Origin of the sequence: Bacillus cereus group sp. BfR-BA-01331 (genome assembly GCF_022663915.1) — a bacterium.
GTDB lineage: Bacteria > Bacillota > Bacilli > Bacillales > Bacillaceae_G > Bacillus_A > Bacillus_A mycoides.
The window spans coordinates 76,535-89,146 of the sequence record NZ_JAKUGJ010000014.1; the positions used below are offsets into that span (position 1 = coordinate 76,535).

The following is a 12,612-nucleotide window of genomic DNA, read 5'->3' on the forward strand; positions in this document are numbered from 1 at the left end:
ATGAATACAAACATCTAAAGCAATATGATAAAAGGTTGGTGGTCCTCCATGCCCATCAACCTTTTATTATGAAGTAACACCTAAACGTATTATATTATTGTTTTTTATTAACAGACATAAAAATAATTTATTTTTATTGATAATTACCAAACAACATTATAAAATGTTTGTATATATATAAACTAAATCAATTTTCGTTTGGTTTTAAAGAGGGATAGGAGGTGTTAATAATAATGAAATAATGGTTATATCACCTACAAAGAGCTGTAAAAAGAATGGAACCAGTACGGAAAAGATACTTTTGTGAAAAATTCGAAAAATAATACTTATTTACTCTTGAAGAAAATTTACAACCATATGGAGAATAAGGTTATACAAAAAAAGTCTTAAAAGGGGGACGAAATTATGGAACAAAGAAAGTTTTCAGTAACACCTCAAGATCGAATGAATTATGTATTAGGTCTTTATTCTGCAGATCAACAAATTAATGCAGTTCTTTATTTTCCTGTAGGTATATCAAAGGAAATACTTGAACAATCAGTAAGGATAACGTTACAATTGCAGCCGGTTTTGAACAGTCGGTTTGTAGAAAATGATATTCCTTACTGGGAGGAACAATCATCTGCCACTAACTCACCTATTTGCCTTTTTGCAGAAGGAAATAATCAAGAACTTGAAATAATGGCAATAGATTTTATTAAGGAACCCGGTGATCGTATTCAGGGGCCTATGGTTCAAACAAAATTATTACGAGGCACTACAACAGATATGTTAGTTGTGAAATTATCTCATCTATGTTCAGATGGCGCAGGGGTCAAGGAATATATTAATTTGCTTGGAGCAATTTATACTAAACTTTCCTTGGGACAATCTAAGAATCAAATTATGAAGGAATTTGGTGAGGGAAATGAGAGTTTTCGAGATCAATCACATGTATTCAAATATGCTGGAATATCGGACATAAAAAGCGCGTATCGTCCTAACCAAGAACAACAGGCATCGTTATGGTCTTTTCCATCTCAACCCAACAAAAATAAATCCCCTCAAATGTCCGTACGGCGGTTGAGCCATGAGCAATCTCTACGTCTAACCCAATGGACAAAAGCACAACAGGCTACCTTGAATGATGTAATCATGACTGCATACTTCCGAGCTTTATCACATTTCACTGTGTATGCAGAACCTCGCACCGCAGAAAAAATGATCGGTTTAACAATTGATTTACGTCGATATCTGCCTAATTATACAACTGGTGCTATTTGCAACTTATCCGGCATGGAAATGCCAGTGATTAAAATGGAGGATGATGAATCATTTAATCAGACTCTCGTTCGAATTAAACAATCAATGGATAAAATAAAGTCTCAAAATCCAGGTCTTTCTTCAGCAGCAGGAATGGAGCTACTGGCAGGTATGAAGCTATCTGTGGTGAAGGAAATGTATAATCAGCAATACGAGCAGGCTTTACAGATGGGGATGGCGTTGCCGTTACTGACAAATTTCGGGGTGATCGCTGATGAACCTATTCAGTTTGGTGAAGTTCAAGCTGAGGACGGGTATATGACATCACCCATTATGTATGCGCCATTCTTTTCAATGGGTGCAAGCTCTTATAATGGAAGACTTACATTTACGATTGGTTATCATACACCGGATACATCAAAAGAAAAGGTAGACAAATTTTTAGAAAGTGTTGTTAATCAACTATCATAAATAAAAGAGAATATAGCGAAAAAATTTCTAGTGGAATTGTATTTTAGGGGCTCGTCCCCATGTTCATCAAGCTAATATTTTGAAGTATCCCTAAAACGAAAATCTTATATCACTACAACAGTTATTTATGAGAATTCAGGTCATTTTTTTCGTTTTGGGGTATGCGCTTTTCTTAGGTTGATGGTTATGGGCGGTACCCTAGTAAAGAAAGAAATAGGGAAAACACTCTATTTCTTTTTATTTATATAACAAAATATAATTATTAAGTCGAAAGTAACGATAATAATTAGAAGCAACAAGTGTATAAGTGCATCAGTTTTTCCATTTAATAAAGACTTTATAAAGAAATTCCATTCTGTTTCATAGGGAGGCTCTAGCCAATTTCGTTGCAGTCCTAAAGCCATTCCGTTTATGAAAAAGATAATACTTAATAGGATTCTTCCAACAAATACGGCAGTTACTTTTATCCCGCTATTTGTGGGCAATAAAACTCCCACCTCAAAATTCAGCTGGAGCAAAGAAGTTAGGTGGGAGCCCTGCTGCCCGTAAAAGCCCGATTGGTGTGGGATAAAAAAGGAGGAATGGACACCCACCTGATTAAAGTGTTACTTTATCTCTCCGTCTCAAAAAACTCAATCCATTCCCCATCAGGGCCAGCGAAGAATATGTAACGTGTTCCATCTGGTAATGTTTCGATTTCTTCTCCTAGTAAAAACGTTACTCCATGTTTTTGTATCCTTTTGATTTCATCTTCTAATGAATCCACTTTAAAGCAAATGTGATGTACTTTTCCTTCTGCCGGAAGGGAAGAGTTGTAACCTTCAATTAGTTCAAGTATCGTTTCTTTCGATTCTTCCACACCTAAAAAAGCGAGTTTTAAGTCTGGATTTGGATGTCCCATACGTTTAATGAGTTGTAAGCCGACTACTTCTTCATAAAATGAGATAGATGTTTCTAAGTTTGTAACCATAAGTCCAACGTGTTCGATTCTTCTAACTGGCATGTAGATTCCTTCCTTCTTTCTGAAAATTATATACAATATATTATTGAAAATTAAGAAAATAAGCAAGATAAAAACCTTACAAATTTTAGCTTGTTATATGGTATAGTGAGAAAGTATGTTTGGGGAGAAGGAAGGAGATTATACGATGAATACACCTACTCAAACTCCTTCATTATCGGAAACGATGAAAGAGTGGCATTATGCGTTAGCATATGAAATTAAACATTGGAAAACGATAGGTGGTAGTAAAATCTCTATCATGAACGGTCGTTTTTTATATACAGATTATGAAAGTACAGTATACGTATTTCAGCTTATTTCGGAAGTGAGTTTACCTGAAGGTTCACCGATTCGAATTGAATTCGATGGTGAGGAAGCGACGGGGGAAGTATTATCTGTACATGGATTAGAAATCGAATTGAAGTTAAATGATTATATACAAGGTGAAATAAGAGAAGCTGTGTTATATAGTGAACCGTGGCAGCTTTTAGAGCAACTACAAGAGCGATTGAAAGAGGCACATAAAGATAAGCTAAAACGTAATCGTATAAAGCGTCTTGTTGATGGGACTAGCAGTCCGAAACATATTGAAAAGATGAAAAATACGAAAAATGAATTGGCGTATCGTTCATTTTACAATCCGACAACGTACGTGTGGGGACCACCGGGAACAGGGAAGTCTTACAATTTATCGCGTATTATTTCTGCTCATTATCAAAAAGGAAAATCGGTACTTGTGCTAGCTCATAGTAATGCGGCAGTAGACGTATTAATGAGTGAAGTAACGAAGCAAATTGAGAAGAAGAAGAAATGGACGCCTGGTGAAATTGTTCGTTACGGTTATAGTCAACATGAACATATACGAAATCATGAAACGTTACTTGCGTCGAAGTTAGTTGAAACGACGAACGGATCTTGGGGAGAAGAAAGACTCTATTTAGAAGAGACACGACAAGATCTTCGTGAAAAGATTTTATCATATAAAGCGACTTCTGCTGATAAGAAGCGTATACAAGAGATTGAAAGTGATCTTCGAAAGCAAAAAGCGAAAATTAAAGAAGTAGAAAAAGAATACATTGAAAATGCGAAAGTAATCGGTGCGACTTTATCAAAATGTGCCATTGATTCACTTATTTATGAGCGTACATTTGATTTAGTTGTCGTAGATGAAGTGAGTATGGCATATGTGCCGCAAATTGCATTAGCTGCTTCACTTGGAAAACGTATTGTCGTTTGTGGGGACTTTTTACAATTACCTCCAATTGCGATGGCGAACCATGAACTCGTTCGCAAATGGCTTGGCGAAGATATGTTTTACCATGCAGGGATTGTTGATTCTGTAAATAAATCAGAAGCACATCCCAACCTTTTTATGCTGCAGGAGCAAAGACGTATGCATACGGATATATCGAAGTTTACGAATTCATTTATTTATAAAAATAGAGTATACGATCATCCATCTGTTTCAGAGCGTAAAGAACTTGCGAAACTGCAACCGTTCGCAAATGAGGCGAGTGTTTTATTTGATACGAGCTTAATGGGAGCCTTTTCTTTAAAAGACGCCGCTTCCGGTTCTCGTTTTAATATTATGTCTGGTTTAGTAGCGATGCAAATGATGTTAATTGGATTGTTAGACGGTGTTCAATCTATCGGTGTAGTTACGCCTTACAGGGCACAGTCCCGCTTTTTATCAACGTGCATTAGAGAAATGTTGCAGAAAACGAAATATCAAAACATACCAGTTTTAGCGGCGACAGTTCATAAGTTTCAAGGGTCTGAAAGAGATATGATGATCTTTGATACGGTAGATAGTTATCCGCAAGAACGCCCTGGCGTGTTATTCTTTGATCATAAAAACCATCGCCTCGTCAATGTAGCAGTGACAAGGGCGAGGGGGAAGTTCATTCAATTATCAGATTGCCATTATATGCGTAAAAACCTTTCGAGGAAACAAGCGTTATCACAATTAACAGCTCATATAGAACGTCACGGAGATGTATATGATCGCACGACATCAAGACAATTGTGGGAGCGGAAAATTTCGAAACGTTTACGCTGGTTTATGGAAATGAATCTTGAAGAGCCGAAAGGGTTATTGAAAGATATTTTAGCCGCAAAACGAAAAATTATTATTTCACTTCCAAGTACAAAGCAAGTGGATAAGCGAGTATGGCAAGCGTTAATGCGTACAAATGCGCAAATAACAGTGTATAGTGATGGACCAGTTCCGTTAAAAAATGTAAAGTTACAAAGACAAAATAAAGCATTCCCGTTTATCGTAATCGATGATGAAATCTTTTGGGCAGGAGCACCTCTTACATCTCAAATGATGTTTGAAGGTAGTATGGAATTTCCGTACATATGTGCAAGATTACAAGCACCTGAAACAATTGGCGTATTAAAAGGGTTTTTAGATATTCGGTAAATTCAGATAGGAATTCCTTGACTTTTGCCTGGAATGAACTTAGAATGAAAATAATTTAATATAATTTTATGAAAATTCTTATCACGAGAGGTTGAGGGACTGGCCCTATGACACCTCGGCAGCGGATTCTTTATGAATACTGTGCCAATTCCAGCAAGGTAACTTGAAAGATAAGAAAGAAGCTCATTTTGACTGTATATACAGAAGCCTCTTTCTATCTTTTAGAAAGAGGCTTTTTTACGTGAAAATATAAGGGGGAAGAAAAATGGGAGCGACAGGAGTAACGTCACAAAGAAAAACAATTGAAGAGAGTATAGAAAGAAATAAGGAAAAGTACATAGAAACAAGTCATAATATTCATGCGAATCCGGAGATTGGTAACCAAGAATTTTACGCATCAAGAACGTTAAGTTTGTTGTTAGGAAGCGCAGGATTTCAGTTGCAGCACAATATAGCTGGGCATGAAACAGGATTTATCGCACGAAAAAGTTCAGGGAAACAAGGACCAGTTATCGCATTTTTAGCGGAGTATGACGCTTTACCAGGACTCGGTCATGCGTGTGGTCACAATTTAATTGGTACAATTAGCGTTGCAGCAGCGATCGCATTATCAGAAACGCTGGAAGAAATTGGCGGAGAAGTTGTCGTGTTCGGAACACCGGCAGAAGAAGGCGGGCCAAATGGTAGCGCAAAATCGAGTTATGTGAAAGCTGGCTTATTTAAAAATATTGATGCGGCGCTTATGATTCATCCGAGCGGAAAAACAGCTCCAACGAGCCCATCACTAGCGGTCGATCCACTTGATTTTCATTTTTACGGAAAAACAGCTCACGCAGCAGCTTCACCAGAAGAAGGAATTAACGCATTAGATGCGATTATCCAGCTGTATAACAGTATTAATGCACTTCGCCAACAACTTCCGTCAGATGTGAAAATTCACGGAGTTATTACTGAAGGCGGGAAAGCACCGAATATTATTCCTGACTACGCCGCAGCAAGGTTCTTCATCCGAGCAGCAACGCGAAAAAGATGTGCGGAAGTAACAGAGAAAGTAAAAAACATCGCACAAGGAGCAGCGTTAGCAACAGGCACAAAAGTAAAAATTCATCAATTCCAAAATGAAATTGATGAATTGCTCGTGACAAAAACATTTAATGACGTCGTAGCCGATGAACTAGAACTATTAGGTGAAGACGTAAACCGTAAAGAAAGAGTAGGAATTGGCTCAACAGATGCAGGAAACGTAAGCCAAGTCGTACCGACAATTCATCCGTACATTAAAATCGGACCAGATGACTTAATTGCGCATACGAATGAATTTAGAGAAGCAGCACGTTCAGAATTAGGAGATAAAGCGCTAATTACATCCGCAAAAGCACTAGCGAATACAGCCTATCGATTAATTACGGAAGAAGGGTTGTTAGAGAAGGTTAAAGAAGAGTTTAGAGAGGCGCAGAGGAATCAGGGATAGATGATTAAAAGGAGCGGGTTTTACGAAAGGAAAAACTTACGTTTTTCCTTTCGTAAAACATATGTACAATGCAAAAAGGTGACTTTTCGTTCAAACTTGAACGGAAAGTCGCCTTTTTCTTATGCTTTTTTACCTTGTTTCTTTCATTAAGGTCATGATTCGTTTTAAATTAACTGCGAATATGACCATCGCCCCTTGTATTTGCATACCAATCATACCCGAGGAAGATGCCACATCATACCCGTGTCTATGCTTTAGCTCACTATTTTTCGCCTCGATTTAGCTAATAAGACTCCTTCCTCAAGGAACTTGAAGGGTCACAGCCTAGTGAGTAGGTGGGAGATAAATTGAAAATGGGAGGTTTTTTTGTTGTATCAAGAGCAAGAAAAATAATATGAGAAAACTTATGCTTTACATTTCTATACAAAATCAAATAAAATATTCATTAATAAATAGACTGAATTTTCTTTATTTTGAATGGTGGTGAAAAATTGTTATATACAGAATTTATTTCTGAAACAGAGACGATATTGGAATCTTTAATGGATGATTTAATCGTAACAGATGTAAATGGGACGATTCTAAAAGCGACACAATTTACCGCTGATAGATATGGAATTAAGTATGAAAGTTTAATCGGTGCTTCTATTTATGAATTGGAACGAACAGGTATTATTACTCCGATTGTGACACCGTTAATCATACAAAAAAAAGAGAAAATCACAGTTGTTCAGCTTACAAAGACAGGAAATAAATTGCTAGTAACAGGAGTACCCCTATTGGATGAGGAAGGTGAAGTATATCGAGTTGTAAGCTACTCTTATGATGTTTCGGATTTGATAGAAATTCAGAAATATTTAGATCATATGCAAGAGGAACTGGAACGTGTGAAAGAGGAAGCTCAACTTGCACTGCGTGAAAAAATTACATCAGTAGGGTTAATTGCTGATGATCCTGCTATGTATAAAGCAATGGAGACAATACATCAAGTTGCAGAGGTGGATGTAAATACAGTTCTACTTGGAGAATCAGGAGTAGGAAAAACAGCTATTGCTCGTTATATTCATGATAAAAGTCCAAGAACATATGGACCTTTTATTGAAGTCAATTGTGCTGCTATACCTGAGTCTTTATTTGAGGCTGAATTCTTTGGGTATGAAGCTGGCTCTTTTACAGGGGCGAAAAAAAATGGGAAACCCGGATTTGCAGAACTTGCTCATGGGGGAACTTTGTTTCTTGATGAAGTAGGAGAGCTTTCACTTGAACAACAAGTAAAACTTCTTAAGCTAATTGAAGAAAGACAATTTTATCGAGTTGGTGGAACAAAGCTGAAGAATGCAGATTTTCGTCTTATTGTCGCAACAAATCGCGATTTAGAAAAGCTGGTAGAGAATAAAAAATTTAGACAAGATTTATATTTTCGTTTATACGTTGTACCAATTTTGATTCCTCCATTACGTGAACGACCTCAAGATATTATGAATTTGATTTATTTATTTTTGAATAAATTTTGTACTCAATATAAAAGGGAGAGGGAATTGGATCAGGCGGTCATACAAATTTTATTACAGCAAAAGTGGAAAGGAAATGTAAGAGAATTAATGAATATAATAGAACGGCTCGTGATTACATCACATTCAAAGCTTATTACGATTGAAAATATACCAGATTACTATAAATCTAAGAGTGGTGATGAATTCGTTAAAAAGTCGTCTCAAACTCTTACAGAAATACTAGAAATGGTAGAGAAGCAAGTATTATTTGATGCTAAGAGAAAATATAAAACGACTGTGAAAATAGCAGAGAATTTAGCGATAAGTCAGCCCTCTGTAGTAAGAAAATTGAAGAAGTATAAGATAAATTGAAGTTATGAATGGTGAGAAGATGGATGAAACATTTTTGTCCATCTTCTTCTTTTTTTCTAAATTGGCATGATATTTGCATTAATAAACAATACAAAGGAGGAGAGAATATTGCCTTATATATAAATACTTATTTTCAATACTTTAAGATTTAGCACAAGAAAAATAAGTAGGGGATAAATTGATAAGTCAACCTTTATGAGTGAGTATGAGGCAAAGAATACTCTAATGTAAGATTTATTTTATTTAAAGTTGTAGAAAAATAAATGGTAGGAGTGAGAAGATGTATAAACCTAAGGATTCTGCTATGTCACCTCGTTTTTGTGGAGTGAAAACGTTTATGAGACTAGAACAAAAAAATACTACTGAAAATGTAGATTTTGCAGTGCTAGGGATTCCTTTTGATACTGCACAGTCGTATCGTGTGGGAGCGCGTTTAGGACCGAATCATATTCGGAATTTTTCAAGTTTATTACGTCCATATAATCCAGATCAAGCAATTGATATTTTTGATTATTGTTCAGGGGTAGACTATGGAGATTTAGATATTGTACCTGGTAATATTCATCGTACATATGACAACATCGTAGAAGGTTTAGCACCTTTATTAGAAAAAAGGATTGTACCTATTATATTAGGCGGGGATCATTCTATTTCATTAGGAAATTTAAGAGCATTCGCAAAGCAATTTGGCCCTATAGCTCTTGTTCATTTTGATTCGCATAGTGATACATGGGATCATTACTATGGAGAAAAATATATGCATGGAACTCCATTTCGACGGGCGGTTGAAGAAGGGCTTATTAATGTCGATCATTCTATTCAAGTAGGAATGCGTGGTCCTTTGTATGGACCAAATGATATAGAGGATGCAAGAGAGTTAGGTTTTGAAGTTATTCCAATGAGAGAAGTGCGGAAAATTGGATATACAGAAGTGTTACGGAGAATTCATGAACGAGTAAAGGATGCAGTAACTTTCGTTTCATTTGATATTGATTTTATAGATCCTGCATACGCACCCGGAACGGGAACGCCTGAAATTGGTGGACCTACAACGATTGAAGCAGTGGAACTTATGCAAGGATTAGATGGATTACATATTGCTGGATTTGACTTAGTCGAAGTGTTACCTGCGTATGATAGTGGAGAAATTACAGCAATTGCAGCATCAAGTATTGCATATGAAATGATTACTCTTGTAGCGATGCAAAAAAGACGTAATTTAGTAAGGCTAAAATAGTATGTATTGAAAAGGAGGATGTTATGAATACAGTAGATATATTACTAATGGCTGGTTATTTTATAATTATTATTGGTATTGGTTTTATAGGGGCAAGGAAAGCAAAAACATCTGAAGATTTTATGGTTGCTGGTCGTAGTTTAGGTTTAGTGATGTATCTAGCCTGTTTAGCCGCAGTAATTCTTGGTGGGGCATCTACAATTGGAACTGCAAGATTAGGATATGAATTTGGTATTTCAGGGATATGGCTCGTTGTTATGATTGGAATCGGAATTATTCTATTAGGAATATTTTTAGTGAAAAAAGTATCAAGATTTAAAATAATTACAATCAGTGAACTGTTAGGATTACGTTTTAATTCACAAACAAGAGTGATTACTTCATTGATTACATTTATATATGTAACGATGATTACTGTAACGCAAGTAATTGGAATGGGGACTATATTAAATGTACTACTAGGATGGGATATTAAACTTTGTATGTTATTAGGCGGTAGTGTAGTTGTTATGTATACATTACTGGGGGGCATGTGGTCTGTAACGATGACCGATATATTTCAGTTTATTGTAATGACAATTGGAGTATTTGCAATTATGTTACCTCTTAGTTTAGATAAGGCTGGAGGTTGGTCTGCTCTTCAAGAAAAATTACCACATAGTTATTTTGAAATAGCCAACATTGGTGGAGATAAAATTTTCTCGTACTTTCTCTTATATTGTTTAGGGGTACTAATCGGCCAAGATATATGGCAGCGGATTTTTACTGCCAAGACTGCAGGGATTGCGAAAAAAGGTACAATTGGCGCAGGGGTATACTGTCTTTTATATGCTGTTGCAATCAGTATAATTGGCATGTGCGCTGCTGTAGTTTTTCCGAATTTAAGTGATCCACAAAGTGCGTTTATAACAATGGCCATTACAATTTTACCAGTAGGCTTATTAGGGATTGTCATTGCAAGTGTTGTTTCAGCTCTTATGTCAACTGCATCTGCAACACTATTAGCGTCTTCAACATTAATTGTAAACGACATAATAAAAAGTACTACATCTAAGAATATGAGTGAAAAGGATGTAATTAGAACTTCAAGAATTTTAACGTTAATTATCGGAATATTCGTAATGGTTAGTGCTGTCTGGATTCAGGATGTTATTGTAGCGTTAGATGTTGCATATGCAATATTATCTGGATCGGTATTCTTTCCGATAATTTTAGGGCTGTTTTGGAAACGCGTAACAGACAAAGCGGCATTTTACTCTATTATTTTAAGTGCAATTGTCACGATAGTTGGTTTAATTGTACAAGGTCTTTCGGCTACAGATCCAATCTTATATGGGATGGCATGTAGTGTTTTATCAATTTTCATCATTTCGTATTTAACGTCACCAGAATTTGAAAAGTATGAAGAGTGGAAAGAACAGCATACAAATGCAGATGTAGATGTAGATGCATAAACAGATGAATCAATGATTTTTATATGCAATGGGAAACTGATGCACAATGATAAGGAGGAGTTCAAATGACTACAAATTGGAATCATTTAATTGAAAGAATGCCACAATTACTAGCACCAAGTATGGCAAAAGACCATCCGAATTTACCGGTCGTGAAAGAAGAAGGATGTTACTATTTTGGGCTAGATGGGAGGAAATACCTTGATTTTACATCAGGTATTGCAACGACCAATGTTGGACATCGTCACCCAAAGGTCGTACAAGCAATTAAGGATAGTGCAGAGTGTCTGACTCACGGCCCATCTGGAGTTATCATGTATGAGTCAATTTTATGTCTTGCGGAAGAACTTGGGAAGGTATTGCCTCCTAAATTAGATTGTTTCTTTTTTGCAAATAGTGGCACAGAAGCGATTGAAGGGGCGATTAAGTTAGCAAAATATGTGACGAAAAGACCATATGTTATTTCTTTTTTAGGGTGTTTCCATGGGCGATCAATGGGGGCATTAAGTGTAACAACTTCCAAAAGTAAATATCGTAAGTTTTTGCAACCTAATGGGCTAACGTATCAAATTCCATATGCAAATATTAAAGGTTGTCCGGAAGGGATTGATCCTGAGGAACACTGTGTTGAAAAACTAGAAAGAGATTTTGAAACTCTGTTTAATCATCAAGTTACACCAGAAGAGGTTGCATGTGTAATTGTAGAGCCTGTGCTAGGGGAAGGGGGATATATTGTTCCACCAGCTGGATGGCTAAAGAAAGTTCGTGAAATTTGTAATCAGCATGGAATTCTATTAATCTTTGATGAAGTACAAACAGGATTTGGTCGTACAGGTGAATGGTTTGCAGCACAAACATTTGGAGTAACACCAGATATTATGGCAATCGCAAAAGGAATTGCATCAGGATTACCTCTTAGTGCAACGGTTGCGTCAAAAGAGTTGATGCAGCAGTGGCCATTAGGAACACATGGTACAACTTTCGGAGGGAATCCAATTGCATGTGCAGCGGCACTGGCAACTCTTGAGGTAATGAAAGAAGAACGGTTGGTTGAAAATGCGAAAGAAATGGGTGCTTACGCAGTTCGGAAATTGTATAACTTAAAACAAAAACATTCTGTTATTGGAAGTATACGAGCTGTTGGGTTAATGATTGGAATTGAAATTATTAGCCCTGAAACAGGTACACCTAATGGTGAGGGATTATTTAAAATATTAGACATCGCATTAAAAAAAGGTGTACTATTTTACTTCTGTGGAAATTCAAGTGAAGTAATTCGAATGATTCCACCGCTTTCTATAAACAAAGATCAGATTGATGATGGATTAGCAATTTTAGATGAGGCACTTACAGAATATGAGGAAGAGTTGAAGGTCTTGGTGTAGAATTAAAAAATAATAGATTTCGTTAGATTGAGGGAGAAAAAAGAGGAGAATGGTATAGT

Annotated in this window: 9 protein-coding genes, 1 pseudogene and 1 riboswitch; of the genes and pseudogenes, 7 read left to right on the forward strand and 3 right to left on the reverse strand. The window is 36.4% G+C overall.

Annotation, left to right across the window (positions count from 1 at the left end):
- Positions 1–405 precede the first annotated feature (405 nt).
- Entirely contained in the window at positions 406–1,713 is a 1,308-nt protein-coding gene (locus MR155_RS21500) for a condensation domain-containing protein (RefSeq protein ID WP_242311044.1), read from the forward strand.
- Positions 1,714–1,940: 227 nt separating this feature from the next.
- Here the strand turns inward: MR155_RS21500 and MR155_RS21505 are convergent, their stop codons facing one another.
- Together MR155_RS21505 and MR155_RS21510 are read right to left on the reverse strand one after the other, a co-directional pair.
- Positions 1,941–2,198 (reverse strand): hypothetical protein, encoded by a 258-nt coding sequence (locus MR155_RS21505; protein WP_396027177.1) that lies wholly within the window; start codon positions 2,196–2,198, stop codon positions 1,941–1,943.
- Positions 2,199–2,323: 125 nt separating this feature from the next.
- Positions 2,324–2,716 (reverse strand): VOC family protein, encoded by a 393-nt coding sequence (locus MR155_RS21510; RefSeq protein ID WP_242311046.1) that lies wholly within the window; start codon positions 2,714–2,716, stop codon positions 2,324–2,326.
- Positions 2,717–2,831: 115 nt separating this feature from the next.
- On the opposite strand from MR155_RS21510, the gene MR155_RS21515 reads away from it, so the two are divergent.
- Together MR155_RS21515 and MR155_RS21520 are read left to right on the forward strand one after the other, a co-directional pair.
- Positions 2,832–5,141 (forward strand): AAA domain-containing protein, encoded by a 2,310-nt coding sequence (locus tag MR155_RS21515; RefSeq protein ID WP_242311047.1) that lies wholly within the window; start codon positions 2,832–2,834, stop codon positions 5,139–5,141.
- A 75-nt stretch (positions 5,142–5,216) separates the two neighbouring features.
- Positions 5,217–5,318: riboswitch (SAM riboswitch) on the forward strand.
- A gap of 88 nt (positions 5,319–5,406) precedes the next feature.
- Positions 5,407–6,612: a M20 family metallopeptidase gene (locus MR155_RS21520; protein ID WP_242311048.1), complete on the forward strand. Its 1,206-nt coding sequence runs from the start codon at positions 5,407–5,409 to the stop codon at positions 6,610–6,612.
- A 129-nt stretch (positions 6,613–6,741) separates the two neighbouring features.
- Here the strand turns inward: MR155_RS21520 and MR155_RS21525 are convergent.
- Positions 6,742–6,891, reverse strand: a pseudogene (locus MR155_RS21525) (IS5/IS1182 family transposase); the annotation flags it as partial.
- A 212-nt stretch (positions 6,892–7,103) separates the two neighbouring features.
- Between MR155_RS21525 and MR155_RS21530 the strand changes: the two are divergent.
- The 4 genes from MR155_RS21530 (at position 7,104) to MR155_RS21545 (ending at position 12,553) form a co-directional block, all read left to right on the forward strand.
- Positions 7,104–8,477, forward strand: a complete 1,374-nt coding sequence (locus tag MR155_RS21530) for a sigma-54 interaction domain-containing protein (protein WP_242311049.1) — start codon at positions 7,104–7,106, stop codon at positions 8,475–8,477.
- Positions 8,478–8,757: 280 nt separating this feature from the next.
- Positions 8,758–9,714: an agmatinase gene (speB, locus tag MR155_RS21535; RefSeq protein WP_242311050.1), complete on the forward strand. Its 957-nt coding sequence runs from the start codon at positions 8,758–8,760 to the stop codon at positions 9,712–9,714.
- Between the two features lie 23 nt (positions 9,715–9,737).
- Complete coding sequence (locus MR155_RS21540) at positions 9,738–11,168, forward strand: sodium:solute symporter family protein (RefSeq protein ID WP_113935853.1); 1,431 nt, start codon at positions 9,738–9,740, stop codon at positions 11,166–11,168.
- 65 nt (positions 11,169–11,233) lie between these two features.
- On the forward strand, positions 11,234–12,553 hold the full coding sequence (locus MR155_RS21545) for an aspartate aminotransferase family protein (RefSeq protein WP_219303037.1): 1,320 nt from the start codon (positions 11,234–11,236) through the stop codon (positions 12,551–12,553).
- Positions 12,554–12,612 lie beyond the last annotated feature (59 nt).

What these genes read in the sequence shown, in the direction of transcription:
- MR155_RS21500 (WP_242311044.1), top strand. Translation starts at nt 406, where the DNA reads ATGGAACAAAGAAAGTTTTCAGTAACACCTCAAGATCGAATGAATTAT.
- MR155_RS21510 (WP_242311046.1), bottom strand. Translation starts at nt 2,716, where the DNA reads ATGCCAGTTAGAAGAATCGAACACGTTGGACTTATGGTTACAAACTTA.
- MR155_RS21515 (WP_242311047.1), top strand. Translation starts at nt 2,832, where the DNA reads ATGTTTGGGGAGAAGGAAGGAGATTATACGATGAATACACCTACTCAA.
- MR155_RS21520 (WP_242311048.1), top strand. Translation starts at nt 5,407, where the DNA reads ATGGGAGCGACAGGAGTAACGTCACAAAGAAAAACAATTGAAGAGAGT.
- speB (WP_242311050.1), top strand. Translation starts at nt 8,758, where the DNA reads ATGTATAAACCTAAGGATTCTGCTATGTCACCTCGTTTTTGTGGAGTG.
- MR155_RS21540 (WP_113935853.1), top strand. Translation starts at nt 9,738, where the DNA reads ATGAATACAGTAGATATATTACTAATGGCTGGTTATTTTATAATTATT.
- MR155_RS21545 (WP_219303037.1), top strand. Translation starts at nt 11,234, where the DNA reads ATGACTACAAATTGGAATCATTTAATTGAAAGAATGCCACAATTACTA.